28 protein-coding genes are annotated in these 25,230 nt (G+C 66.9%); 4 read left to right on the forward strand and 24 right to left on the reverse strand.

Annotated elements, in window-relative coordinates; translation table 11 throughout:
* Positions 1-19: 19 nt before the first annotated feature.
* From F467_RS0112075 to rluD, 5 genes are all read right to left on the reverse strand, one after another.
* Positions 20-1,183 (reverse strand): putative zinc-binding metallopeptidase, encoded by a 1,164-nt coding sequence (locus F467_RS0112075; protein WP_018138618.1) that lies wholly within the window; start codon positions 1,181-1,183, stop codon positions 20-22.
* Positions 1,184-1,286: 103 nt separating this feature from the next.
* Positions 1,287-2,555: a triacylglycerol lipase gene (locus F467_RS0112080; protein ID WP_018138617.1), complete on the reverse strand. Its 1,269-nt coding sequence runs from the start codon at positions 2,553-2,555 to the stop codon at positions 1,287-1,289.
* A gap of 198 nt (positions 2,556-2,753) precedes the next feature.
* Positions 2,754-5,336: an ATP-dependent chaperone ClpB gene (clpB, locus tag F467_RS0112085; protein WP_018138616.1), complete on the reverse strand. Its 2,583-nt coding sequence runs from the start codon at positions 5,334-5,336 to the stop codon at positions 2,754-2,756.
* 108 nt (positions 5,337-5,444) lie between these two features.
* Positions 5,445-6,230: a peptidoglycan editing factor PgeF gene (pgeF, locus tag F467_RS0112090; RefSeq protein WP_018138615.1), complete on the reverse strand. Its 786-nt coding sequence runs from the start codon at positions 6,228-6,230 to the stop codon at positions 5,445-5,447.
* Positions 6,220-7,179 (reverse strand): 23S rRNA pseudouridine(1911/1915/1917) synthase RluD, encoded by a 960-nt coding sequence (gene rluD, locus F467_RS0112095; RefSeq protein WP_018138614.1) that lies wholly within the window; start codon positions 7,177-7,179, stop codon positions 6,220-6,222. Before rluD ends, pgeF begins: the two co-directional genes overlap by 11 nt.
* Before the next feature lie 98 nt (positions 7,180-7,277).
* Between rluD and F467_RS0112100 the strand changes: the two genes are divergently transcribed.
* Positions 7,278-8,117, forward strand: a complete 840-nt coding sequence (locus tag F467_RS0112100; RefSeq protein ID WP_018138613.1) for an outer membrane protein assembly factor BamD — start codon at positions 7,278-7,280, stop codon at positions 8,115-8,117.
* A gap of 177 nt (positions 8,118-8,294) precedes the next feature.
* Here F467_RS0112100 and F467_RS0112105 read toward each other — a convergent pair whose 3' ends face one another.
* From F467_RS0112105 to F467_RS0112160, 12 genes are all read right to left on the reverse strand, one after another.
* Positions 8,295-8,633, reverse strand: coding sequence for a P-II family nitrogen regulator (locus F467_RS0112105; protein ID WP_012983402.1), 339 nt, complete (start codon positions 8,631-8,633; stop codon positions 8,295-8,297).
* A 443-nt stretch (positions 8,634-9,076) separates the two neighbouring features.
* Positions 9,077-10,771, reverse strand: coding sequence for an NAD+ synthase (locus tag F467_RS0112110; RefSeq protein ID WP_018138612.1), 1,695 nt, complete (start codon positions 10,769-10,771; stop codon positions 9,077-9,079).
* Between the two features lie 9 nt (positions 10,772-10,780).
* Positions 10,781-11,656 carry a succinate--CoA ligase subunit alpha gene (gene sucD, locus F467_RS0112115; protein WP_018138611.1) on the reverse strand — a complete coding sequence of 292 codons (876 nt, stop codon included), beginning with the start codon at positions 11,654-11,656 and terminating at the stop codon, positions 10,781-10,783.
* Positions 11,653-12,813: an ADP-forming succinate--CoA ligase subunit beta gene (sucC, locus tag F467_RS0112120; protein WP_018138610.1), complete on the reverse strand. Its 1,161-nt coding sequence runs from the start codon at positions 12,811-12,813 to the stop codon at positions 11,653-11,655. The genes sucD and sucC overlap by 4 nt, the downstream gene beginning before the upstream one ends.
* A 66-nt stretch (positions 12,814-12,879) precedes the next feature.
* Positions 12,880-13,260 carry an aspartate 1-decarboxylase gene (panD, locus tag F467_RS0112125; protein ID WP_018138609.1) on the reverse strand — a complete coding sequence of 127 codons (381 nt, stop codon included), beginning with the start codon at positions 13,258-13,260 and terminating at the stop codon, positions 12,880-12,882.
* Positions 13,261-13,352: 92 nt separating this feature from the next.
* Positions 13,353-14,234, reverse strand: a complete 882-nt coding sequence (gene panC / locus F467_RS0112130) for a pantoate--beta-alanine ligase (protein ID WP_018175399.1) — start codon at positions 14,232-14,234, stop codon at positions 13,353-13,355.
* A 51-nt stretch (positions 14,235-14,285) separates the two neighbouring features.
* Positions 14,286-15,080, reverse strand: a complete 795-nt coding sequence (panB, locus tag F467_RS0112135; protein WP_012983409.1) for a 3-methyl-2-oxobutanoate hydroxymethyltransferase — start codon at positions 15,078-15,080, stop codon at positions 14,286-14,288.
* A 36-nt stretch (positions 15,081-15,116) separates the two neighbouring features.
* Entirely contained in the window at positions 15,117-15,767 is a 651-nt protein-coding gene (locus F467_RS0112140; protein ID WP_012983410.1) for a deoxynucleoside kinase, read from the reverse strand.
* The gene (gene folK, locus F467_RS0112145) at positions 15,764-16,294 is read right to left on the reverse strand and encodes a 2-amino-4-hydroxy-6-hydroxymethyldihydropteridine diphosphokinase (RefSeq protein ID WP_012983411.1); all 531 of its coding nucleotides are present in this window, start codon (positions 16,292-16,294) and stop codon (positions 15,764-15,766) included. The genes F467_RS0112140 and folK overlap by 4 nt, the downstream gene beginning before the upstream one ends.
* Positions 16,291-17,676, reverse strand: coding sequence for a polynucleotide adenylyltransferase PcnB (pcnB, locus tag F467_RS0112150; RefSeq protein ID WP_018138607.1), 1,386 nt, complete (start codon positions 17,674-17,676; stop codon positions 16,291-16,293). The genes folK and pcnB overlap by 4 nt, the downstream gene beginning before the upstream one ends.
* Positions 17,677-17,752: 76 nt before the next feature.
* The gene (locus tag F467_RS0112155) at positions 17,753-18,199 is read right to left on the reverse strand and encodes an NUDIX hydrolase (RefSeq protein ID WP_018138606.1); all 447 of its coding nucleotides are present in this window, start codon (positions 18,197-18,199) and stop codon (positions 17,753-17,755) included.
* 20 nt (positions 18,200-18,219) lie between these two features.
* On the reverse strand, positions 18,220-18,645 hold the full coding sequence (locus tag F467_RS0112160; protein ID WP_018138605.1) for an RNA-binding S4 domain-containing protein: 426 nt from the start codon (positions 18,643-18,645) through the stop codon (positions 18,220-18,222).
* 109 nt (positions 18,646-18,754) lie between these two features.
* Here F467_RS0112160 and F467_RS0112165 point away from each other — a divergent pair, with 109 nt between their 5' ends.
* Positions 18,755-19,444 carry a glutathione S-transferase family protein gene (locus F467_RS0112165; RefSeq protein ID WP_018138604.1) on the forward strand — a complete coding sequence of 230 codons (690 nt, stop codon included), beginning with the start codon at positions 18,755-18,757 and terminating at the stop codon, positions 19,442-19,444.
* Between the two features lie 878 nt (positions 19,445-20,322).
* On the opposite strand, the gene fur is transcribed toward F467_RS0112165, so the two are convergent.
* Positions 20,323-20,748 (reverse strand): ferric iron uptake transcriptional regulator, encoded by a 426-nt coding sequence (gene fur / locus F467_RS0112170; RefSeq protein ID WP_018138067.1) that lies wholly within the window; start codon positions 20,746-20,748, stop codon positions 20,323-20,325.
* Positions 20,749-20,848: 100 nt separating this feature from the next.
* Here fur and F467_RS0112175 point away from each other — a divergent pair, with 100 nt between their 5' ends.
* Entirely contained in the window at positions 20,849-21,211 is a 363-nt protein-coding gene (locus F467_RS0112175) for an outer membrane protein assembly factor BamE (protein ID WP_018138066.1), read from the forward strand.
* A 15-nt stretch (positions 21,212-21,226) separates the two neighbouring features.
* On the opposite strand, the gene F467_RS0112180 is transcribed toward F467_RS0112175, so the two are convergent.
* From F467_RS0112180 to F467_RS0112190, 3 genes are read right to left on the reverse strand one after another with little or no spacing between them, the layout of a single operon-like run.
* Positions 21,227-21,658: an RnfH family protein gene (locus F467_RS0112180; RefSeq protein ID WP_018138065.1), complete on the reverse strand. Its 432-nt coding sequence runs from the start codon at positions 21,656-21,658 to the stop codon at positions 21,227-21,229.
* Positions 21,648-22,088 carry a type II toxin-antitoxin system RatA family toxin gene (locus tag F467_RS0112185; protein WP_017925780.1) on the reverse strand — a complete coding sequence of 147 codons (441 nt, stop codon included), beginning with the start codon at positions 22,086-22,088 and terminating at the stop codon, positions 21,648-21,650. Before F467_RS0112185 ends, F467_RS0112180 begins: the two co-directional genes overlap by 11 nt.
* Positions 22,088-23,446, reverse strand: coding sequence for a sodium-dependent transporter (locus tag F467_RS0112190; RefSeq protein WP_018138064.1), 1,359 nt, complete (start codon positions 23,444-23,446; stop codon positions 22,088-22,090). The genes F467_RS0112185 and F467_RS0112190 overlap by 1 nt, the downstream gene beginning before the upstream one ends.
* Positions 23,447-23,679: 233 nt before the next feature.
* Between F467_RS0112190 and smpB the strand changes: the two genes are divergently transcribed.
* On the forward strand, positions 23,680-24,159 hold the full coding sequence (gene smpB, locus F467_RS0112195) for an SsrA-binding protein SmpB (RefSeq protein WP_018138063.1): 480 nt from the start codon (positions 23,680-23,682) through the stop codon (positions 24,157-24,159).
* Between the two features lie 21 nt (positions 24,160-24,180).
* Here the strand turns inward: smpB and F467_RS0112200 are convergent, their stop codons facing one another.
* The 3 genes from F467_RS0112200 to F467_RS0112210 are packed head-to-tail and all read right to left on the reverse strand — an operon-like array spanning position 24,181 to position 25,221.
* Positions 24,181-24,483: a hypothetical protein gene (locus tag F467_RS0112200; protein ID WP_018138062.1), complete on the reverse strand. Its 303-nt coding sequence runs from the start codon at positions 24,481-24,483 to the stop codon at positions 24,181-24,183.
* A 3-nt stretch (positions 24,484-24,486) separates the two neighbouring features.
* Positions 24,487-24,900 (reverse strand): phage holin family protein, encoded by a 414-nt coding sequence (locus F467_RS0112205; protein ID WP_018138061.1) that lies wholly within the window; start codon positions 24,898-24,900, stop codon positions 24,487-24,489.
* A 3-nt stretch (positions 24,901-24,903) separates the two neighbouring features.
* Positions 24,904-25,221: a YqjD family protein gene (locus F467_RS0112210; RefSeq protein WP_018138060.1), complete on the reverse strand. Its 318-nt coding sequence runs from the start codon at positions 25,219-25,221 to the stop codon at positions 24,904-24,906.
* Positions 25,222-25,230 lie beyond the last annotated feature (9 nt).

Genomic DNA, 25,230 nt, shown 5'->3' on the forward strand with positions numbered 1-25,230 from the left:
TCCCTGAAGTGTCCGGCCCTCAGACGCGATGCGTGTGCAGCAGTTCCCGCTCGCCTGCGGAACGGTTACCGGTACGAAAATCCTGGATGACCCGATGCACGAAGCCCAGCTTCGAGATCGCCTCCGGTGTCAAGACGAATGGATAGACATGGGCATGCCCCATACTGCGGTTCAGGCTGTTCAGGGCTGCGGCCAGCGGCAGCCAGTGCGCGACCAGGGCATCCGGATCGTCGGTGGCGTAGGCATCGAAATGCGATTGCCCGCCCTGCGGCCCAAGCCTCGCCGCCTCTCCAACACTGGGCGCGACATCCATGCCATAGGCCGCCGCCGTATCGAGGGCGTCGACGATATGCAGGTAATGCGCCCAGGTCTCGGCCCAGTCCTCCCAGGGATGGGAGCTTGCATAGGCGGACACGAAATGGTTCTGCCAGTCGCTGGGCGGCCCATCCTCGTAATGGCGGCGCAACGCCTCGTCGTAGTCGATGCGTTCATCGCCGAAGCGGCCACGGAAGTACTCGTGCCAGCGCGTCCCCCGGATCAGACGGTCCCAGTAGTAATGCGCCGATTCATGACGAAAGTGTCCGAGGATGGTGCGGTAGGGCTCGGCCATGGCCTCGCGCATGCTCTCGCGCACGGACGGGTCCGCCTCCGCGATGTTGAGTGTAATCACGCCGTTCGCATGCCCGGTTACCACGCCGCCGCCCTCGTGGAAATCAGGGTTCGGGTCGGCCAGAAAATCGAACGCCACGCCGGCGGAGTCCGTCTGCTTGGACACAACGGGTAACCCTAGGCGCAACAGGCTGTAGACCAGGCGCCGCTTTTCCGTCTCCATCCGTTCCCACAGGCGCGCATTGCCCGGCACGCTCAGATCGGGGATGGTGCGGTTCAGCCGGCACGCGCGGCAATAGCCCTCCGGGTCATCGTGGCGCACCATCCAGTTACAGACCGCGTCCACCGCGTAGTGGCGGCACTGGCGATAAAGCGGCCCATCGGGTTCGCCCGCGACACGCCACAGCCCGCCCGGGATCGGCTCCCCGGAGGAGAAAAGCGCATCCCCGGCCATCTCCAGCGCCGACAGCTCCAGGCGATCGGGCAGGAAGCCCAGCCGCCGTCCACAACCATTGCAGTAGGTATTGTCGAAATAAATGACACTACCGCAGCCTTCACACTCGAACAGCTGCATTACGACCTCCCGAAAAGCCGTGCCGCGGCGATTCGCGGCACGGCTTTCAGCCTACGCCAAAACCGCTGCATGCGTCGCGCACGTTCTGGCCCTCAAGGCCCACTCAGGGCTCTGGTTCGAGCAGCATTTGTACCCGCTTCAGCGCCAGCGGGTCTGTCAGAATCCCCGCATGCGTGGTGTTCACGCCGTAGATGCTGCTCGCCATTCCCTGTATCGGGGGGTACAGCATGGTCGACAGCGTGAGCACGCCATCCGTCCCTGCGCGTCCTCCGCTATCCGGACGGCGAAAGCTGAATAGCAGGTGCAGCTCCGTCTCCCCCGACAGTTCCGATTCGAACAGCCGGCGCTGATACTCGCTGCCGGGTGCCATGTCACGCCAGACCGGGATCACCACCGGCGAACGATCGACCCCCGACTGCGCGGCGGCATGCCCGTGCCAGGGCGTGGACAACGCAATCATGCGTGGGATCCGGGCCGGCGCCGCCCGCCGCTCGCGCTCATGCAGAAAGCCCTTCGCCACCAGCCCCCCCATGCTGTGCGCCACGACCGGCAGGGACTCCACGTCATAGCGCAGCTCCAGCTCTTCCAGGGTCTGCGCCAGGTGGGCCGCGATGGACTGCAGGGGCAACCCGGACGGGTAGTAGTACAACCAGGGTTGGTAACGGTCGCGATCGAGCTGGTGGATGAGTTCGGCGAACCCGCGCGGCGAGCCGTTCATACCGTGTACAAACAAAACCGGGATGCGGTCGGGATCGTAGGGTTCGAGAAAATAGACCCCGGCATAGCCGGCCAGCATGAAATCCAGCGGCCGCCACTGGCTCCCGCGCGCGACATCGTCGTCGAAACGCGGGTCATCCAGCGTAGTCACTTCCCCGAACGCCGTGACCCCACCGACGCTGAAGGGGCCGCCCTCCGGACCCCGCTCGCGCGCGGGCGACAACGCGATCGCATGTGCCGCGACCCCTTCGCCCCCGATCCGGATCTCCATATCGCCAAAACGCGTACCCGCAGGGCATTCCAGCACGCCACCCTCGTTTGCCAGGTACACCGGGGCACCCGCCTCGTGGCGCCCGTCACGCTCGGGGTCGGCAAAGGCCAGGACCTGGTAACGCCCCGGCGCCAGGCCAAAGAACCACTCGCCACCTCCAGCGCTCACCATGTGGTCCACCGGTTCCGGCACAGCACCCTCCTCCATCGGCGCGCGGAATACCGCGACCACATAAGGTCCCGGGACCTCGTCATCCGCCACCACGGTTCCGGCAATCGTGCAGGCCTGGCCCATCATCTGCATCTGTCCGCGCGCATCCCACAGCCCGCAGCCCGTCAGCCACCACGCCACCAGCACCAGTGCGGCAATCCTTGCTCCGTCCATGTCCGCCTTCCTGCCCGCCCGGATTAGTCCAATAAGCGGCTCGTGCATCTCGCCGCCCACCTGTCCCTCTCAGGATAGCGGCGCACACGCCAGATCGCCTGCTGTTAACCGCCGCTGTGGTACCCGCCCCTGCGCGCCCCAAACAAAAAAGGCCCGCGCGGGGCGGGCCTTGTCGGTTGCGGAAGAAAGCGGGCCGAATCAGGCGGCCGCTGCGGCGCGGGTGAAGGCCAGATGCTCGCCGGCCATGTCCACCTCGATGGTGTCGCCAGGGCCGAACTCGCCTGCCAGCAGCGACTGCGCCAGCGGGTTTTCCAGCTGGGTCTGGATCGCCCGCTTGAGCGGACGCGCCCCGTAGACCGGATCGAAGCCCGCGGCCCCCAGGTGGTCCAGCGCGGCGTCGGTGATGGTCAGCCCCAGGTCGCGCTCTTCCAGACGCTTGCGCAGGTACTGCAACTGGATGTCGGCGATCGCGCGGATCTGCTCGCGCTCCAGCGGATGGAACACCACCACGTCGTCCACACGGTTAATGAACTCGGGGCGGAAGTGCTGCCCGACGATCTCCATCACCGCGCCCTTCATCGCCGCGTAGTTCTCCTCGCCGGCCATCTCCTGGATCTGCTGCGAGCCCAGGTTGGAGGTCATCACGATCACCGTGTTGCGAAAGTCCACGGTGCGCCCGTGCCCGTCCGTCAGGCGGCCGTCATCCAGCACCTGCAGCAGCACGTTGAAGACATCCGGGTGCGCCTTCTCGACCTCGTCGAGCAGGATCACGGAGTACGGCTTGCGGCGCACGGCCTCGGTCAGGTAGCCGCCCTCCTCGTAGCCGACATAGCCCGGGGGCGCCCCGATCAGCCGCGCCACGGAGTGCTTCTCCATGAACTCGGACATGTCGATGCGCACCATCGCTTCTTCCGTGTCGAACAGGAAGCTGGCCAGCGCCTTGGTCAGCTCGGTCTTGCCCACGCCGGTCGGGCCGAGGAACAGGAACGAGCCGTTCGGGCGATTCGGGTCGGACAGGCCCGCCCGCGAGCGACGGATGGCATTGGCCACGGCATTGACCGCCTCGGACTGACCGACCACGCGGGCGCCGATCGCCTCCTCCATGCGCAGCAGCTTGTCCTTTTCCCCCTCCAGCATCTTGGAGACCGGAATGCCGGTCCAGCGTGATACGACCTCGGCGACCTCTTCGTCGGTCACCTTGGTGCGCAGCAGTTTGGTCTCCTGACTTTCCATCTCGTGGGCCATGGCCAGGGACTTCTCCAGGTCCGGGATCCGCCCGTACTGCAGCTCCGACATGCGCGAGAGATCCCCGGCGCGGCGGGCCGTCTCCAGCTCCATGCGGGCACGCTCGAGCTCTTCCTTCAGTTGCGCGGCACCGGAGACCGAGGCCTTCTCGGATTTCCACACCTCTTCCAGATCGGAGTACTCGCGCTCCAGGCGCTCGATCTCGCCCTCCAGGGTGTCGAGGCGCTTCTTCGAGGCGTCGTCGGATTCCTTCTTCAGCGCCTCGCGCTCGATCTTCAACTGGATCAGACGGCGCTCCAGGCGATCCATGGACTCCGGCTTGGAGTCGATCTCCATCTTGATGCGACTGGCCGCCTCGTCGATCAGGTCGATCGCCTTGTCCGGCAACTGGCGGTCGGTGATGTAGCGCTGCGAGAGCTGCGCGGCGGCGACGATCGCCGGGTCGGTGATCTCGATTCCGTGGTGGACCTCGTAGCGCTCTTTCAGTCCGCGCAGGATGGCGATGGTGTCTTCCTGGCTGGGTTCGTCGACCAGCACCTTCTGGAAGCGGCGCTCCAGCGCGGCGTCCTTTTCGATGTTCTGGCGGTATTCATCCAGCGTGGTCGCGCCGATGCAGTGCAGCTCACCACGCGCCAGCGCCGGCTTGAGCATGTTGCCTGCGTCCATCGCGCCCTCGGCCTTGCCGGCGCCCACCAGGGTATGGATCTCGTCGATGAACAGGATCACGCGACCCTCTTCCTGCGACAGCTCCTTGAGCACGGACTTCAGCCGTTCCTCGAAGTCACCTCGGTACTTGGCCCCGGCCAGCAGCGCACCCAGGTCCAGCGCCAGTACGCGCTTGTCCTTGAGCCCCTCGGGCACCTCGCCGTTGATAATGCGCTGCGCCAGGCCCTCGACGATCGCGGTCTTGCCAACCCCCGGCTCGCCGATCAGCACCGGGTTGTTCTTGGTGCGGCGCTGCAGCACCTGGATCGAGCGGCGGATTTCCTCGTCACGCCCGATGACCGGATCCAGCTTGCCCTGCTCGGCACGCTCGGTCAGATCGGTGGTGTATTTCTCCAGCGCCTGACGGCTCTCCTCGGCATCCGGGTTGTCCACCTGGCTGCCACCGCGAATGTCATGAATGGCCTTGTCCAGTGCGTCCTTGTTGGCGCCGGCATGGCGCAGCATCTCGCCCACGCCGCCCTTCTCGTCGACGGCGGCGAGCAGGAACAGCTCGCTGGAGATGTACTGGTCCTTGTTCTGCTGGGCCAGCTTGTCGCAGACATTCAGCAGCCGGCCCAGGTCATTGGAGACATGGACCTCGCCGGCCGCACCCTCGACGCGGGGCATGCGGTCCAGCGCCTCGCCCAGCGCCGAGCGCAGCTGGCGCACGTTGACGCCCGCGCGGTCGAGTACATGGCGCACGGTACCGCCATCCTGGTCCAGCAAGGCCAGCAGCAGGTGGGACGGTTCGATGAACTGGTGGTCGCGGCCAACGGCAAGTGACTGCGCATCGGCGATCGCGGACTGGAATTTGGTGGTCAGGCGATCCATTCGCATTGGGAAACCCCTCGGTCAAATCTTGGTGAACTGACACGAACCATGGGGGCAATGCCCGTCGCTTCAAGGATAGCCACCGAATTTAGAACACGTGGCGCGCCGTCATTCCTCGTCCAGATGTCCAATCCAGGCCAGCGTGCCCATGCGCCCGGTCTCGCCGTCCCGGCGGTAGGAGTAGAACCGCCCGACCTCCGAATAGGTGCAGCGCCCGCCGCCTGCCACCTGCACGACATCGACGCGCTCCAGCCGGTGCCGGGCCAGCGCGTAGATGTCCGCGTGGAAATGCCCGTTCGGGCCGGGACGGAAGGCGGGCGCGGCCTCGACATCGTGATCGAGGAAGGTATCACGCACCTCCGGCCCGACCTCGAAGGCCCCCGGGCCGATCGCCGCCCCCATCCAGGCGCGGATCTCCGCCTCGGGGCGAGTAATGCGCAGGGCCTCGACGGCCGCCTCGAGCACCCCGTCGGCCAGCCCGCGCCAGCCGGCATGGGCCACGGCCACCGCCTCGCCATCGTCGGTCGCCAGCACGACGGGCAGGCAGTCCGCCGTCTGCACCGCACAGACCACACCGGGCGCGTCGGTGAATACCGCATCGGCCTCGATCACCTCGCCCTGCTCCCACGCCTCCAGCAGGTCCTCGGCCCGGATGACGCGCGTGCCGTGGACCTGCCGCGGCCAGGCGACGGGCTCCGCGATCCCCAGGCTGTGTTCCAGGCGGTAGCGGTTCTCGGCGACATGTTCGGGGTCATCGCCGGTATGCAGGGCGAGATTCAGCGAGTACCAGGGGCCCGTGCTCACGCCCCCCTCCCGCGTGCTCTGTACCGCCCAGACGCCCGACGGGAGGTCGCCGAAGTCCGGTGCGAGCGTGGGGATCAGTTCAGCGGTCATTCTCGGCCTCCCGGTCGGTACGCAGGGCGACGAGCAGCGCCTCGAAATCCTCGGGCACGGGTGCCTCGAAGGCGAGCACTTCGCCACTGTCAGGATGCTCGAATTCCAGCCGCGCCGCATGCAGGGCCTGACGGCGAAAGGCCGCGAGCGCCCCCTTCGCCGCCTCGCCCATGCCACGCACCGGGCGCGGGCGCCCTCCATAGGCGGGATCGCCCACGATCGGGTGCCGGATATGCGCCATGTGCACGCGGATCTGGTGGGTACGCCCGGTCTCAAGTCGCACATTCAGCAGGGTATGAGCCGGGAAACGCTCCGCTACCCGATAGTGGGTCACCGCCGGCTTGCCACCGCCCGTGACCGCCTGGCGCTTGCGATCCACCGGATGACGGCCGATTGGCTCTTCGATGGTGGCACCGCTGATCACGCGACCCTGCACCAGTGCCCGGTACTCGCGGTGGACCGTACGCTCCTGCAACTGGCGCACCAGCGCGGTCTGCGCCTGCGGCGTACGCGCAACCACCATCAGCCCGGTGGTGTCCTTGTCCAGCCGGTGCACCACCCCGGCGCGCGGCAGCTGCGAGAGGTTCGGGTCATGGTGCAGCAAGGCATTCACCAGGGTGCCGGCACGATGCCCCGCCGCCGGGTGCACAACCAGCCCGGCCGGCTTGTTGATTACCAGTACGGCGGGGTCCTCATGGACGATATCCAGCGCAATGGGCTCGGGCTCGGCCTCCAGGACCGGGGCCTCCGGGGGCTCCAGCACGACATGCTCGCCGCCCTGCACCGGCGTGCGCGGTTTCGGCTGGCCACCGTTCACGGTCAAGGCCCCTTCCTTCAGCCACTGGGTCAGCTGGCTGCGCGAATACTCCGGGAACAGCCTAGCCAGCGCGGCATCCAGCCGCTGGCCGGCCTCTTCCTCGGGGAGTTCCGCAGATCGCGGTTCGTTCATTGGCGATACTCGTCTCGATTTTCCCGCACCCGCGAACGGCCAGGCACGGCATGATGTTGTAGAATCCGCGGACACCGCTTCATCTGCGAGGCCCCATCGTGATTTCTGCTCCAAACCTGCTGCGCCTGCTCGCCGTCCTGCTCCTGGCACTTGTGATTGCCGGCTGCGCCGGACGCGAGGACCCGACGCTGGGCTGGTCCGCCAGTCAGCTCTACGGCGAGGCGAAGAACGCCCTGAACGAGGGGAACTACGATCAGGCCGTCGAATACTACGAAATCCTCGAGGCGCGCTACCCGTTCGGCCGCTACGCCCAGCAGGCGCAGATCGAGATCCCGTACGCCTACTACAAGGCGCGCGAGCCGGAGGCCGCCATCGCCGCGGTGGACCGCTTCATCCAGCTCAATCCGCGCCACCCGAACCTGGATTATGCGTACTACCTGCGCGGGCTGATCAACTTCAACCGCCAGCAGGGCTTCCTCGCCAACCTGTTCCCGCGGGATCCGGCGGAGATGGACCCGGAGCCCTTCGAGCAGGCCTTTCAGGATTTCGACCGTCTGATCCGCGAGTTCCCCGACAGCCGCTACGCGCAGGATTCCTACCTGCGGATGGTCTATATCCGCAATGCGCTGGCGGCCTACGAACTGCGCGTGGCCGAGTTCTATATGGAGCGCACCGCCTGGGTCGCGGGCGCCGAGCGCGCGCGTCACCTGCTGGCCACCTACCCCGGTGCCGAGGTCCAGCCACAGGCCCTGGGCGTGCTGTGGCGTGCCTATACCGAACTGGGGCTCGAGGACTACGCCGACGCGACGATGATGGTCCTGGAACTGAACTATCCTGACGCCGCCGTAGCCGTGCGCGCGGGCGAACCGATCGAGACCCGCGAGCAGCGCGGCGGCCTGTGGCGCGTGTTCGACCGCTTGCCGTTCTTCACGAACTGACCGGGGAGCATCCGCACTCCCCCGGCTTCGCAATCAAACCGTCATTGCGAGGAGCCGAAGGCGACGCGGCAATCGGTTTCCTGAACCCGCAGGCCTGAATCCGGGGATTACCGGAGCCGGCCGATTGTCTCGTCGCTGCGCTCCTCGCAATGACGGGACAAAGCCCGAGGCCGAGGGTTACAGCGCCTCGCTACCCTCTTCGCCGGTACGGATACGCACCACGCGGGCCATGTCGGAGACAAAGATCTTGCCGTCCCCGATCTTGCCAGTGCGCGAGGCCTTCACGATCGCATCGATACAGGCGTCCACGCGGTCGTCATCCACCACCAGCTCCAGCTTTACCTTGGGCAGGAAGTCGACCACGTATTCCGCACCCCGGTAGAGCTCGGTATGGCCCTTCTGCCGGCCAAAGCCCTGGACCTCGGTCGCGGTCATGCCGGCAATGCCCATCTCGGTCAGGGCCTCGCGGACATCCTCCAGCTTGAACGGCTTGATGATCGCCTCGATCTTCTTCATGCGAATCCCTTTGGTTGTGCCCGCCGCGCGGGCGCTGATCTCACCCCCGGAAGTGTATCAAACCCCCGACCCCGTGCTGGATCTGCCCCTGAGCGGTCCCAGTCCCCCGTCCTTGCGAGGCCCCGCAGGGGCCGCGGCACAAAAGCGCGAAGCGCGTTGAACGGCCGCAGGCCGGCCCGCAGAGCGAGCGCAGCGAATCACCTCCGTCCGGAACCACCGGATCCCGGCGCTCTGCGAGCTTCAGGAGATTGCCACGTCGGCTTCGCCTCCTCGCAATGACAGGATCCCGAAGAACCGTCATCGCGAGGCGCGCAGCGCCGTGGCGATCTCCGTGGATGCCCCCGGCATAGGCCAAGGCGAATATCGGTGGCTCCGGACAGAGGTTGCCGCGTCGGCTTCGCCTCCTCGCAATGACGGTGCTCGGGTCCGGCGTCGAGTGTCGCTCAATCCGGACGATAACCCGAGGTGATCGGGTAGCGCCGGTCGCGGCCGAAGGCCCGTCGGCTGACGCGTACGCCGGGCGGGGCCTGGCGGCGCTTGTACTCGGCCAGGAAAACCAGCCGCGCGATGCGCTCCACGGTGGCCCGATCAAAGCCATCGGCCACGATCTCCTCCACCGAGCGCTCCTGTTCGACGAAGGCCTCCAGCACCGCATCCAGCACCTCGTAGGGGGGCAGCGAATCGGCATCCTTCTGGTCGGGCGCCAGTTCGGCGCTGGGCGGACGCTCGATCACCCGCTCGGGGATCGCCGCGCCACGCGTATTGCGCCAGCGCGCCAGGCGGTACACCCACTGCTTGGAGACATCCTTGAGCGGGGCAAAACCGCCGTTCATGTCGCCATACAGCGTGGAATAGCCGACGGCCATCTCCGACTTGTTGCCGGTCGCCAGCAGCAGCTTGCCGCTGCGGTTCGACAGTGCCATCAGCAGCACCCCGCGGGCGCGCGACTGCAGGTTCTCCTCGGTCACATCCCCCGCATGGGCGGGCATCGCGTCGAACGCCGGTGACAGGCCCTCGAGGAAGTCCTGCACCATCGGCTCAATCGCGATCTCGTGGTACTCGATACCCAGCAGCCGGGCCTGTGCCTCGGCATCCTCGATACTCATCGACGCGGTGTAGCGATACGGCATCATCACCGCCGTCACGGCGGCCGGACCCAGGGCGTCCACCGCCAGTGCGGCCGTCAGCCCCGAGTCGATGCCGCCGGACAGGCCCAGCAGCACGCCGGGAAACCCATTCTTGGCGACATAGTCGCGGATGCCGATCATCAGGGCCTGGTAGAGGTCGCGGGCATCCGCCTCGTCCGGCTCCGGGCCGGGGTCGGTCAGCGTCGGGCGGATGCCGCAGGCGGACAGGTGCATGGTCTCGGGACGGGGCTGCAGTTCGATCCCGGACGGTCCGCGCCGGCCCTGCACCAGGGCATACCCGGTCGCCCAGGCCGGCAGCACCGCGCGCGCGCCATGCGCGGCGTCGTGCACGAAGGAGCGGCCGTCGAACACCAGCTCGTCCTGACCGCCCACCTGGTTCACGTAGACCACCGGGCAGCCGGTCTCGGCGACCCGCGCGCCCACCACCTGCAGGCGCTCCTCGGCCTTGCCGCGATGATAGGGCGAGGCATTCAGGTTCAGGATCAGTTCGGCGCCGGCCGCCTGTGCGGCAGCGGCTGGCGCCGCCTGCCAGATGTCCTCGCAGACGGTCAGGCCGATCCGCCAGCCCGCCAGCTCAACCACGCAGGCCTGATCGCCCGCGACGAAATAGCGCTGTTCGTCGAATACCGAATAGTTGGGCAGGACCTGCTTGGCATAGCGCGCGATCTCGCGACCGTCGCGCAGCCACAGCGCGGCGTTCACCAGACCCTTCTCGGTGGTAACCGGCGCGCCGAGGATCACGTCGATGCCCGCTACCGAGCGTGTAATCGCGGCCAGGGACTGCTCCACCGCGCGCAGGAAGGCCGGGCGCAGCAGCAGGTCCTCCGGGGGGTAGCCGGTCAGGGCGAGTTCGGGGAAGACCACCGCGCGCGCACCGGCGGCGCGGGCCTGTTCGATCGCGTCCTCGATCAGGTGGCGGTTCGTATCCAGCCCGCCCACGATCGGGTTGATCTGGGCCAGGGCCAGCGGCAGGTCATCGGTGGACGCCATCGCGGCGTATCAGGCGCGATCGAGCGCGGACTGCATGGCCTGGCCGAGTTCGGCCGGGCTCTCGGCCACGCTCGCCCCGGCCGCACGCAGGGCCGCCATCTTCTGTTCGGCCGTGCCCTGGCCGCCGGCGATGATCGCCCCGGCATGGCCCATGCGACGTCCGGGCGGCGCGGTGGCGCCCGCGATGTAGGCCGCCACCGGCTTGTCGAACTCGTTCTCGATATAGCGCGCGGCGCGTTCCTCGGCATCGCCGCCGATCTCGCCGACCAGCAGCACGCCGTCGGTCTCCGGGTCGTCGCGGAACAGGCGCAGGCAGTCGACGAAGTCAAGCCCCTGGATCGGGTCGCCACCGATACCGATACAGGTACTCTGGCCCAGGCCCCGATCCGAGGTCTGCTTGACGGCCTCGTAGGTCAGGGTGCCGGAGCGCGAGATGATGCCGATGCGCCCGCGCTGGTGGATATAGCCGGGCATGATGCCGACCTTGCAGGCATCCGGGGTGATGATGCCGGGGCAGTTCGGGCCGATCAGGCGGGTCGGGCTGCCGGCCAGCACCTGCTTCACGCGGATCATGTCCTGCACCGGGATGCCCTCGGTGATGCACACGGCCAGCTCGATGCCGGCATCCGCCGCCTCGCAGATCGCATCGGCCGCGAACGGGGCCGGGACATAGATCATGCTGACGGTCGCACCCGTCTGCGCCACCGCATCGGCGACGGTATCGAACACCGGACGGTCCAGATGCGTCTGTCCGCCCTTGCCGGGCGTCACGCCCCCGACCAGACGGGTGCCGTAGGCGATCGCCTGCTCGGAGTGGAAGCTGCCCTGCTTGCCGGTAAAGCCCTGGCAGATCACCTTCGTATCGCGGTCGACGAGGATGCTCATGCCACGGCCTCCACCACGGTGCGCGCCGCGCGGTCGAGGTCCGCGGCCGGGATCACGTCCAGGCCGGAGCTGGCCAGGGCCTCGCGGCCCTGCTCGGCATTCGTGCCTTCCAGCCGCACCACCACCGGCACCTGGACCTGCACCTCGCGGATTGCAGCGATGATGCCCTCGGCGATCAGGTCGCAGCGCACGATGCCGCCAAAGATATTCACCAGCACCGCCTTCACCGAAGGGTCCGACAGGATCAGCTTGAACGCGGCCGTGACCCGCTCCACCGTCGTGCCGCCGCCGACATCCAGGAAGTTGGCCGGCTCGCCGCCGTGGTGCTTGATCAGGTCCATCGTGGCCATGGCCAGGCCCGCGCCGTTCACCATGCAGCCGATGGAGCCGTCCAGGCGGATGTAGTTGAGGTCGTGCTCGTGCGCCTGTTCCTCGGCCGGGTCGCGCTGGCGCGCGTCACGTTCGGCCATCAGTGCCTTCTGGCGGTAGGCGGCGGAGTCGTCCACGGTCAGCTTGGCGTCGATGGCCAGCAGCTGGTCGTCAGCGGTCAGCACCAGCGGGTTGATCTCCAGCAGCTGCGCATCCACCTGCTGGAACAGGGCATGGGCATTGGTCACCAGTTGGGCCATCGCCTTGGCCGGCTCGCCCGACAGCCCGAGGGCAAAGGCAACCCGCCGCCCGTGAAACGGCATCACGCCCGTGGCCGGGTGGATCGGCAGGGTGATCACCGCCTCGGGCCGTTCGGCGGCCAGGGTTTCGATGTCCATGCCGCCCTCGGCGGAGACCACCAGCGCCAGGCGCTCGCGGGCCCGGTCCACCAGCAGGGCGAAATAGAACTCGCGGGCGATGTCGGCGGCTGGCTCCAGCAGGAGCTGATCCACCGGCAGGCCCTCGGGGCCGCTCTGCCCGGTGACCAGACGCGAGCCCAGCAGCTTCTCCGCCGCCTCGCGCGCAGCCTCGGCGGAATCCGCCATCACCACGCCACCGGCCTTGCCGCGCCCGCCGGAATGCACCTGGGCCTTGACCAGCACTCGCTCGCCGCCCAGTGCCTGCCAGGCCTCGGGAAGCTCGTCAGCGTGGGTGATCACCTGTCCGTCGGGAACGGGGATGCCGGCGTCGCGAAAGCGCGCCTTGGCCTGAAATTCGTGGAGATTCATGGGTGTGGAGGATAGCGGTGAGGCCGTTGCCCTACAACTGCGGGGGCGAACGCGAGGGGTGGTTTCTCAGGCGGCCTGCACCGGGATGCCGTGGCCAGTGCGCACGATCGCGTTGCGGGCGTCGAGATACACGAGGTTCGGGGTGAATTCCCGGGCCTCGGCCGCTTCCATCTGCGCGTAGGCGCAGATGATCACGCGGTGCCCCACCGCCGCCTTGTGCGCGGCCGCGCCATTGACCGAGATGATGCCGGAGCCCGGCTCGCCCTCGATCGCGTAGGTGGTGAAGCGCTCGCCGTTGTCCACGTTGTAGATCTGGATCTGCTCGAACGGCAGGATGCCGGCGGCTTCCAGCAGCCGCGTATCGATGGCGCACGAGCCCTCGTACTCCAGCTCACAATGAGTGACCTGGGCCTTGTGCAGCTTGCCCTTGAGCATGGTGACGTGCATCGGCGATTTTCCCGGCGATAACCTCTGGGGGCGCGAAATTATCCGCGATTGTGCCAGGCGCGGCAAATGCCCCACCCCGAATCGGGCACGGATCAGTTCGTCGGGCGGGTGCGGACGTTGTCGATCAGACGGACTTCCGCCAGCCACGCGGCGGCCAGCACGACCAGGTCCTGATCGGCCAGCGCCACGCCATGCTCCGGCTCGGCCAGGTCCTGCGCGCGGCGGATGGACAGGTATTCGGGGTCGAAGCCGGCCTCGCGGAGACGATCGCAGGCACGCCCCTCGACCTCGGGGATGCGCTCGGCATCGAATACGGTCGCGCCCCGGCAGACCGTGGCCACTTCGTCCAGCACGCGCTTGAGCTCCGGCGCGATCACCCGCGCCTCTTCGGGCAACTGGTCGTTGCGCGAGCTGCAGGCCAGGCCATCCTTCTCGCGTACCGTCGGGATGGCCTCGACCCGTACCGGGATATCCAGCCCCTGCACCATGCGCTCGACCAGCTTGAACTGCTGGTAGTCCTTCTCGCCGAACAGCGCGATATCCGGCCGCACGAGATTGAACAGCTTGGTCACCACCGTGGCCACGCCATCGAAGTGCCCCGGGCGAAAAGCCCCCTCCAGCATCTCCGACAGTCCCGGGACGACCACCCGCACTGGAGGCATGCCGTCGTCCGGGTACATATCCTCCTCCGACGGGCAGAACACCGCGTCCACACCCGCCTCGGTCAGCAGGCGCGAGTCCTCCTCCAGGGTGCGCGGATAGCGCTCCAGGTCCTCGGGGCGGTCGAACTGCATCGGATTCACGAAAATCGAAACCACCACGCGCTGCGAACGCGCCCGGGCATGCCGGATCAGCGTCATATGCCCCTCGTGCAGGTGCCCCATCGTGGGGATCAGGGCAATGGTTCCGCGGCCCTTGCGGGCCCATTCTCGATGCATGGCCACCAACTGGGGCCGGTCACGCAGGATTCTCATGGGCCAGGGGTCTCTTGGGCCGGGGTCCTCATGGACGGAAAAAAGAAAGAACTAACGGTACGTGTGCACGCCGGATTCAGGGAACGTGCGCGCACGCACCGCCTCGCAATAGGCGCGAACTGCGCCCTCCAGCGAGCCACCGTCGCCCAGAAAGTCGCGGGCGAAACGCGGCGGCTCGGGCGTCAGACCAATCACGTCCTGGATCACCAGGACCTGGCCATCGCAGCGCGGGCTGGCGCCGATCCCGATCACCGGGATATCGGTCGCGCGCACGATCGCGTTCGCCAGCTCCTCCGGTACGCTTTCCAGGAGCAGGCCCTGGGCACCCGCCGCTTCCAGGCGTGCGGCCAGCGATTCCATCTCGGCGGCGGCGTGCGGGTCACGACCCTGTACACGATAGCCACCCATGCGATGCACCGCCTGCGGCGTCAGGCCCAGATGGGCACAAACGGGAATCCCGGCGGCCACCAGGCGCTCGACGATCGGCAGCTCGGCCAGACCGCACTCGACCTTGACCATGTGCGCACCGGCACGCAGCAAGGCCCCGGACTGCTGCAACGCGGTCGGTGCATCGGCGTCGCCAAGAAACGGCAAGTCCGCCATAATCATTGCGTTATGGGTCACACGAGCAACATTTGCGACGTGATAACACATGTCGTCAATTGTCACCGGCAGCGTGGTCGGGTGCCCCTGCACCACCATGCCGAGCGAATCCCCGACCAGGATGACGTCCACGCCACAGCGATCCAGTAGCGCGGCAAAGGACGCATCATACGCCGTCAGACAGGTAATCGGTTCGCCGGCCTGCTTGCGCCTGGCCAGCGTATTGACCGTGATCGGCCGCATCAGTCTGCCTCCCGGGCGGGATCGGTCTGCCGCACGTCAGAGCGTGATCGGCAGCGGATTGAAATAGTGTCGGCCACCCTGGATCGGCTCCAGGAACTGCACCAGCTGTTCGAAATCGGCCGGATTGTTCACCCAGTCGATCTCGGTGGCGTTCACGATCACCAGTGCCGCCCCTTCGAAATGATAGAAGAATTCCGCATAGGCGGCGTTCAGGCGTTCCAGGTAATGCGCCTCGATGTGACGTTCGTACGGTCGCGCACGCTGGCGAATGCGGTCCAGCAGCACTTCCACGGGCGCCTGCAGGTAGATCACCAGATCAGGTCGTGGCAGACCCGCGCGCAGATGCCGAAACATCTCGCGGTAGATCTCCAGCTCGTCAGGGTGCAGGTTGAGCTCGGCGAACAGCGGGTCCTTGTCCATCACGTAGTCGGCCACGTGGCGCTGCTCGAACAGGCCCTTCTGGCTGACCGGCGTCAGCTGCCGCACACGCTGCACCAGAAAATGCAGCTGCGTGGCCAGGGCGTGTTTGTCCGGCTCCTGGTAGAAGCGCTCGAGGAACGGGTTCTCGTCCGGTGCTTCAAAAATTCCCTCAGCCCGCAGGTGTTCCGACAGCAGACGCGCGAGGCTGGACTTGCCCACCCCGATCGGTCCTTCCACCGCAACAAAATCGAAGTTGCTCAGACTCACCGCTGCCCTCCAGCACGGGCAACGTTCGGGTCCTCCAGCGCGACCAGCGAGGCGCCATCGAAGCGGCGGGCGAGCCGCTCGATCAGGCCCTCACCCGGAATCTTCAGACCCGGTGCCAGCTCGGCCAGCGGCAGGACCACGAAGTCGCGCTCGGCCAGGCCCGGATGGGGTACATGCAGCCCGGGCAGGTCCAGCACCTGATCCCCGTACAGCAAGATGTCCAGGTCGAGCAGGCGCGGCCCCCAGCGGGTGCCATCGCGCTCGCGGCCACAGTCGGCCTCGATCGCTTGCAGCGCATGCAGCAGCTCCAGGGGTTCGAGCCGGGTGTGCAGCCGGGCCACGGCATTCACGTAGTCCGGCTGGTCCTGCGGGCCCATCGGCGGGTTTCGGTACAGCCGCGACTGCCCCGTCAGCAGCGTCTGCGGCACGTCACCGGCCAGGCGCCGAAAGGCCTCGCGCACCTGATCCTCGGGGTCGCCAAGATTGGCGCCGATGCCCACGAACACCTGCAAACCAGCGTCGGTCATGCCGCATCCCCGCCGTCATTCGAGCTGCCGGCTTCGCCATCGCCCGTGCGTCGACGTTTTCGGCGACGCCCGCCACGGCGGGCACGGCCCTTACCCTTGCCGCCGCCCCCAGCCATCTTCTTCTGCTCGCCCTCGTCCTTCTCCTGGAACTCGGTCCACCAGCGACACAGTTCCGGGTCGGCATCGCCCGCGCGGGCGCGCAGGCAGAGAAAATCGTATCCCGCTCGGAAACGCGGATGCGTCAGCAGGCGCAGCGCGCGGCCACCCCGCGCCCGTTCCAGCCGCGCCTGCAGCTCCCAGATCTCACGCACGATCAGGCTGAAGCGCTTGGGGATCGACACCGTCTTCACCTGGCGATCCAGCACCTCGGCCATCGCCTGCTGCCAGGCCGGGATCTCCTGCTCGCCGTCCTCGATGCGCCGGGTCGCCGCCACCTGCACCGGGGCCCACAGGATCGCGGCATAAAGAAACGCCGGGTTGACCCCAAGCTCTTCGTTGATGCGCTTGTCAGTATTGAGCAACGACTCGACCAGGAACTGCCGCCGCTCGGCGCCCACATCCGGATCGGCGAAGCACTCGGCCGCCTCCGGGAACATCGGCGCGAACAGACCAAAGCGCTCCAGTTCATCCAGGCAGGTGACCGCCGCACCACTGTGGAACAGCTTGATCACCTCGTCGAACAGCCGCGCCGGGGCCACCGTCTGCATCAGGCCCGCGAGCTCGTGTATCCCGGCCTCGACCTCGGGCGCGACGCGCAGCCCCAGCTTCGCGGAGAAACGCACCGCGCGCAGCATGCGCACTGGGTCCTCGCGCAGCCGCGTCTCGACATCGTCTCCGATCAGGCGCAACACGCCCTCGCGCAGGTCCTCGACCCCGCCGGTGTAGTCGAGCACCGAGAAATCGTCGATGTCGTAGTACAGCGCGTTCACGCTGAAGTCCCGCCGCACCGCGTCCTGCTCGATCGTGCCGTAGCGGTTGTCGCGCAGGATGCGCCCCTCGTCGCTCAGCGCCACCTGCCCGTCGCCGCCCTCGTCCTCGTCGTGCGGCGCTCGGAAGGTGGCGACCTCGATCACCTCGCGGCCGAACAAGACATGAGCCAGGCGGAAACGGCGCCCGATCAGGCGGCAGTTACGGAACAGCCCGCGCACCTGGTCCGGCGTGGCATCGGTCGCGATGTCGAAGTCCTTCGGCTCGCGCCCCAGCAGCAGGTCGCGCACGCCCCCGCCCACCAGACAGGCGCGGTAGCCCGCATCACGCAGGCGATAGAGCACCTTCAGGGCGTTATCGTCGATCGCGGCACGCGAGATGCCGTGCTCCTCGCGTGAATACACGCGCGGTTCGGGGATCGCGGCGGACGGGGTTGCAGGATCGGCCTGAGTCACTCGGTTCGGGTTCCGTGAACGAAAGCGCAATATGGTAACAGCAAGCCGGTTCGGGAAAGGACCGGACGGACAAACATCATGTCCCGGCTCCTCGTCCCGCCCCCGACAACTGCAGGCGCAGCGGCGCGGTTTCGCCGGTCAGGCGGTAGCGCAGATAGTCATCGAGGATACGCCGATGGTCAAAGACCAGGGGCTGGCTCTGATCGTCGGGGTCCAGCCAGGCACAGTCCGCGGCGTCATCGGCCGCATGGGCCTCGCCCGCACCGCGCGCCACGAATACGGCGCTGACGGTGTGCCCGCGCGGATCCCGCGCAGGATCGGAATAGACGCCCAGCAAGGCCTCCAGCGTGACCTCCAGACCGGTTTCCTCCAGGGCCTCGCGCACGGCGGCCAGCTCAACCGACTCGCCGACATCCACGAAGCCCCCGGGGAGGGCCCAGCCATGGGGCGGGTTGCGTCGCTCGATCACCAGGACACGGCCAGGGTGAGCGGGGTGATGGATCACCACATCCGCGGCCAGCAAGGGGGTTTGTGGTGGGCCACTCATTCGTCTTGTCCGTCCTGGCGGATGAAACGCCGGATCTGGCGGCGCTGGCGCTTGTCCGGGCGGCGAATAGGCGCGCTGTCGGCCACCGCCCGCTCCGAGCGCCGGCGCTCGGACTCGGCCTCGCGCCGGGCCGTGCTCTCGGGCGTCTCGGCATACAGCTCGCGCGCCTCGGTCGCGGGCCGACGCTGATCATTCAACGCCCGCACGTCGATGTCCCAGGTCTGCTGGCCACGATGAATCGTCAGGCGATCACCCGGGTGCACCCGGCGCGCCGGCTTGCAGCGCTCGCCATTCACATGGACCTTGCCACCACTGACGGCCTCGGTGGCCAGCGCGCGGGTCTTGAAGAAGCGCGCGGCCCACAGCCACTTGTCGATGCGCAGCCCGCCGGCGGGCGCGGCGCGCGCCTCAGCCCTGGCCAAGGAACCCTCGCACTGGAGACACTGGACTTTCCCGCCGGATCGCGGGCATGGACAATGCGCGCCTTTCCACCATCAGAGGATGGGGCCCCGCATGGGGCTTCGATACGTCATGAAACTCCCGCATCTGCACCTGATCAGCTTTGACCTTTGTCCTTTCGTTCAGCGTAGCGTGATCACGCTGAAATACAAGCAGGCGCCGTTCGAAGTGACCTATATCGATCTCGCGGACCCGCCCGACTGGTTTCGCGAACAATCTCCGCTCGGCAAGGTGCCGATCCTGAAGGTTGATCACAACACCGTGCTGTTCGAATCGGCGGTGATTAACGAATATATCGATGCGATCACCCCGCCCTCACTGATGCCGGACACGCCGCTCCAGCAGGCCCGCACGCGCGCCTGGATCGAATACCTGGGCGAGCAGACCATGACGCAGTACCGCTGGATGACGGCGGCGGACGAAGAGGCCTTCGAGATGGAGCGTCATGCGGCCTCGCGCGGGCTGGAGCGACTGGAACGGGAACTGGCGGCCGATCCGCTGCTCACGGGGCATGCCTTCACCCTGATCGATGCCACCCTCGCGCCGATCCTGCTGCGCTACGGCCTGATCGACGACATCGACAATCCCTGGGAGCCAGAGGCGTTTCCGCGCCTGGCCGAGCGCTGGGAAATGCTGCGCGACATGGACGCGGTCTCTACCTCGGTCCCCGGTGACTTTGCGGCGCGGTTGGCCGCCTACCTGCGCGCACAGAAAGGCTTCGCCCCGGCGCACATCGCCTCGCGCCTGGCCGACACGGCCTGAGGCCAGGCCTCCGGGCCCCCGGGCCCCGACGGGTTGGACGTGGCAGCAGCACACGTCTTTGTGGCTGGGCCTGGTTCGTCCTCTGGAGTTTACGGTGGCTTCGTCCGGCCGCCTGCCATGCGCTGTTTCGCCAGCGCGCCGCGCCAGTTGTTGATCAAAAACGGGCTTCTTTGCTCGTGCAAAGAAGGAACCAAGAAACACGCCCGGGATTCGCCCGGGGACCTTGCTCCGGCCGCGCCAGGCCGGCGGTGCTGAAACTCGCTGCGCTCAGACAGTCAGCGCCTCTCTTCCGGCCTGTCACGCCCTCCACAAGGGGCTCATATCGGGAGGGTAGGTCAAAACAGGCGGTATTCGAGCACCCGCTACAAGGCCGAGCTGTAGGGTGCGTTGAGCGCAGCGAAACGCACCATGCCAACGTCGGGGCAACCCTGATGCGATTCGCTGCGCTCATCACATCCTACGATGGGGTCTGGCGCCCGCTGGCGGGCGCGGCACGCCAGGGCTGCAGGCCGCGCGTACCCAGGATGTCGGAACACCTTGCCTCCATCCATTGGCACGAACGTCAGAGCGGCCGTTGTCTTGACCTTCATCCCCCGTATGAAGCCCCTTGCGGAGGGGTCCTCGGGCCGGAAGAGAGGCGCTGACTGTCTGAGCGCAGCGAGTTTCAGCGCCGCCGGCCCGAGGGTCCTGGAGCAAGGTTCCCGGGCGGAATCCGGGTGCCCTTCTTTGGGTACTTTCTTGGGCAAGCAAGAAAGTACCTCGGGGCGCGCTGCCGAAACAGCGCAGGCAGGCGGCCGGACGAAGGCACCGTAAACTCCAGAGGACGAACCAGGTCCAGCCTGAAAAGCGGCTGGCCTGAAAAGCCGCGCGAGGGCGCGTCAGACGGGGCGGTGGGGGCAGGCGCTGTCGTTGCAGTCGCCGTACAGGACCAGGGCGTGGTCCTTGATGGAGAAGCCGTGCTGGCGCGCGACCTCGCGCTGGCGGGTCTCGATGGTCTCGTCGAAGAATTCTTCGACACGGCCGCACTGGTTGCAGACGATGTGATCGTGGTGCCCGCCGCGCTCCAGCTCGAACACGGCCTGGTTGCCCTCCAGGTGGAGCCGGCAGACCAGCCCCGCGGCCTCGAACTGCGTCAGCACGCGGTAGACCGTGGCCAGCCCGATCTCCTCGCCCGAGTCGAGCAGCTCGCGGTAAATGGCCTCGGCCGTCAGGTGGCGCGTTTCCGAGTTCTCGAGGATCTCGAGGATCTTCATCCGTGGCAGCGTGACCTTGAGCCCCGCTTTCTTGAGATCGCTTGTTTCCATCCTTCGATTCCCGTCACCCGATTGCTTGAGAGCATCCGGACGCTTTGGTGTACCATGCGCGTTCAACGGCCCATCCGACTTCTGGGGACCCGCCGGCTCGATGATCAAGATTCTCATTTCTATTGCCGTGGCTGCAAGCCTGCTCACCGCCTGCAGTGGCTTCAATCAGTTCCGCCTCGATGTACAGCAGGGCAACGTCATCGACGCGACACAGGTCGCCCAGATCCAGCCCGGCATGACCCCGCAGCAGGTCCGCTTTCTGATGGGTACGCCGCAGATCGACGGCGCGTTCAAGCGCGAAGACCGCTGGGACTACGTCTACTATCGCCGTCCCGGGATCGGGCCGACGGAGCAGCGCCGCGTAACGGTGTTCTTCGAGAATGGCGTAGTCAGCTACGTCGACTCCGACGTGCCGCAGCCGATCGCGCTGGACCAGTACCCGGTCGAGCTCGACGACAACTGATCGCAACCGGCCGGCTCAATCGCCGGCCGAATCCTTGCCGCCCCCGGCGCCGTCCTCCGGCTTCTCGCCCGCGGGCTTTGCGGACGCCTGATCGCCGGCCTTCTGCGCGTCCCCCTTGCCGGGCTTCTTCCGGTTCTTGCCGGCCCGCTGACGACGCACCTCTTTCGGGTCGGCGATCAGCGGGCGGTAGATCTCGATGCGATCCTTCGGGCGCAACACCGTGTCGCGCCGGGTGAGCTTGCCGAAGATCCCCACTTTGGCGTTTTCCAGATCGATCTCCGGGAACTGGGCGTCGATCTCCGACTGGCGCAGGGCCGCGTCCACGGTCGTGCCCTCGGGCACGACCAACGGCAGGATCACCTGGCGGTCGGGGCGTGCATAAGCGACCTCGATACGGATTGTGCCGTGCCCCGCCTCGGGGCTAACGGCATCCTGATCATCGGGCACCGTAGACCTCGCGCGCGCGCCGCACAAAGGCGTCGACAAAAGAGTTGGCGAGCTGGTGGAAGATCGGCCCGATCGCGAACGACATCAGCCGGCTGGCAAACTCGAATTCCAGCTCCAGCGCGATACGCGTCTGGCCATTGTCCAGCTCGGTAAAGCTCCAGGTGCCGTGCAGGCGACGAAACGGCCCGTCTGCCAGGCGGATGTCGATGCGCTCGGGGCGCTGCACGCGATTGCGCGTGGTGAACGACTTGTGCAGGGCGCCCTTGGCCATCTCGATGGTCCCTTCCACCTCATCCTCTCCGCGCATGCGCGCACGCGAGCTGCGGCAACCCGGCAGAAATTCCGAGTAGGAATCCACGTCATTAACGAGGTCGAACATCTGCTCGCGGGAGTACGGGACCTCCGCCGAGCGCCGGACTGTCGAGGACATCAAATAAGCTCCACCGCGCGCAGGAACACAAACAGGATGGCAATCGGGGCCACGAAGCGCACCAGGAAATACCAGATCTGGTACAGACCCCCGAGTTTCATGCGCAGCTCGGACTGGACCGAGCGCTCGGTCATGCGCCAGCCTACGAATACCGCGATCAGAAACCCGCCCAGCGGGAGCAGGATGTTAGCAGTCACATAGTCCAGCAGGTCCAGGATCCCCATGTTGAACAGGGTGTAATCCGACCAGACGTTCAGCGACAGCAGCGCGCCAATTCCCATCAGCCAGGCGGCGATAGCAATGCTGGCGCTCGCGGCCACGCGCGTCATGCCGACATTCTCCACCAGATAGGCGACGGCCGGCTCGATGATGGAGATGGACGACGTCCAGGCCGCGAACACCAGCAGCACAAAGAACATCGTCCCGAAGTAGAGCCCGCCCGGCATCTCCGCGAACGACAGCGGCAGCGTGACGAAGATCAGGCCCGGCCCCTGCTCCGGCGAAAGGCCCGCGCCCAGCACGATCGGGAAGATCGCCAGCCCGGCCATGATCGCCACCAGGGTGTCGGCGCCCACCACGGCCGCCGAAGTCCTCGCGATCGAGGCGTCGCTCTGCAGGTAGCTGCCGTAGATCATGATCGCGCCCATGCCGAGGCTCAGCGTGAAGAACGCCTGCCCCATCGCCAGCAGCACCGCGTTGGCCGTCAGCGCCGAGAAATCCGGGTACAGCAGGAACTCCAGCCCCGCGATAAAGTTCCCTTCCACCATCGCGTAGCCGACCATCACCACCAGCATTACGAACAGCAGCGGCATCAGGATGGTCACGGCCTTCTCCAGACCGGACTGCACGCCGCGCGCGACCACCATCGCAGTCATCACCATGAAGATCGTATGCCAGGCCAGCAGGGCCTCGGGATTTGAGAGCAGGCCGTCGAACATGGCCTCCGAGCCATCCGCATCCAGGCCCAAGAAGCCGCCCGTGCCGGACTTGAACACATAGGACAGCGACCAACCGGCCACTACGCTGTAGAACGACAGGATCAGGAACCCGGCGAGCACACCGATCCACCCGATCATGCCCCAGCCACGGCTCAGGCCCTCTTCGCGCGCCAGCGTCACCATCGTATTGATCGGGCTCTGGCGGCCGCGCCGCCCCAGCAGGATCTCCGCCATCATCACCGGCAGGCCGATCAGCAGGATGCAGCCGAGGTAAACCAGCACGAAGGCCCCGCCACCGTTATCGCCGGCGATATAGGGAAAACGCCAGATGTTGCCAAGCCCGACAGCCGACCCGGTGGCCGCGAGGATAAAGGCCAGGCGGGTCGTCCACTGACCGTGGATGGAAGTCGTGGCAGGCATCAGCGGCTCCTTGTTGGTGGTACCCGTTCCATCGTTCAGCGCAGCCAGATCGAGTTGCGGTCAACGGCGCAGGCGGCACAAGCGGGGCTTCGAGTCGCCCGGAATTGTGGGGCAGGCTTCCCACGGGCTCAACTGTACGCGGCAAGCGCCGACCCGCGACGCGTCCGCGATCCTGTACGTTCGTGCGTGTTTCCTCGGCTTTCGCCCCGCGCGTGCAGTACACTGCGCGGGCCATGGGAAAGCCAAAGAAGAAAAAGGACGCCGGTTCCAACACCATCGCGCTGAACCGCAAGGCGCGCCACGATTTCTTTATCGAGGACCGCCTGGAGGCGGGGCTGGAGTTGCAGGGCTGGGAGGTCAAGTCCATGCGGGCCGGGCGCGCCCAGCTCAGCGAGGCGTACGTGCTGCTACGCAAGGGCGAGGCGTTCCTGTTCGGGGCCCACATCACCCCGCTGCCCACCGCCTCCACCCATATCAACCCGGACCCGAGCCGCACGCGCAAGCTGCTGCTGCACCGCTCGGAGATCAACCGCCTGATCGGCGCGGTGGAGCGCAAGGGCTATACCCTGGTCCCCATGGCCCTGTACTGGAAACATGGCCGCGCCAAGCTGGAGATCGGCCTGGCCAAGGGCAAGAAGGATTTCGACAAGCGCGCAGCCAAGAAGGACAAGGACTGGCAACGCGAGCGAGCGCGCATCCTCAAGAGCGGCTGAAGGAGAAACCGGGGTTCGACCTTACTCGGTCGGATGAGTCCGGCCCTTCCACCACCAGCGCCGGGTCAGCCAGCTCAGCTTCGTCACCGCCAGCACACCCGCTGTCAGTGCCTTCACGGGCCGCAGCAGGCGCAGTCCGCGCAGCTGATCGACTGCAAATCCCAGCAGGAACGCCCTGGGGATCATCTCCGGTGAACCCAGACGCTGCAGCGCGCGCCACCAGCCGGTGGCACGCACATCGTCGCGCAGTTCGTCGACCTCACCCTGCAGCCGCAGGCGCAGTTCGCGAGAACGGCCCCGCAGGCCCAGCCAGGTGCCAGCCATGAGCTACTCGGTATCCTGGCTTTCGGGCCGCGCGACCAGATTCCGTACCAGGGCACGCGTCTCCGGGTAGGTCATGCCGTGCAGCAGCCGGCCAATGCCGCGCGCAACCAGCCACGCCAGCACGCCGGTCAGCGCCGCCACGATCACCAGCGACAACGCCGGCGACACCCCCGCATAGGCCTGCAGCAGCATCACCACGGCCGCGACCAGCGCCAGCCACACCGTGACCAGCAGCAGCCCCAGCACCACCGCAAACACGATAACCCCCACCGCATTGCGCACCAGTTGTCGGGTCTCGGTCCCCAGCAGCTCGCGCGAATCCCCCAGGATACGGCCGAGGTCCTGCATTACGTCCCCGGGATCGGCGGTATCGGAGTCCGGTCGCTCGCGCGCCGGCCCGTCGTCCTGCGCGGCCATGGCCTACTTGCGGCGGGTCAAGGCCGAGAACAGGGTCCCCGCCACAAAGGCCAGGCCGATCGCGGTCAGCGGGTTGTCGCGTACGTAGTTGCCGACCACGCGCAAGACGTCCTCGGAACTCTGACGCGCCTTCTCCGCCCGCTCGCGAACCTCTTCATCCGCATGCGAAAGGCCCTCGCGGATGCGTTCCTCGGCCGTACCGGCATGCTCCGCCACGCGGTCCACGGCCTCGTGGGCCTGGGCCGCCACACGTTCAGTGGTGGAGGCATCATGCTCCGCTTCGTCCTGTTTCTTCGCACTGCTGCTTTTCGTCGTTGCCATTACACGCAC

It is taken from the genome of Thioalkalivibrio sp. ALJ12 (assembly GCF_000378305.1).
In the GTDB taxonomy this organism is placed as follows: domain Bacteria; phylum Pseudomonadota; class Gammaproteobacteria; order Ectothiorhodospirales; family Ectothiorhodospiraceae; genus Thioalkalivibrio.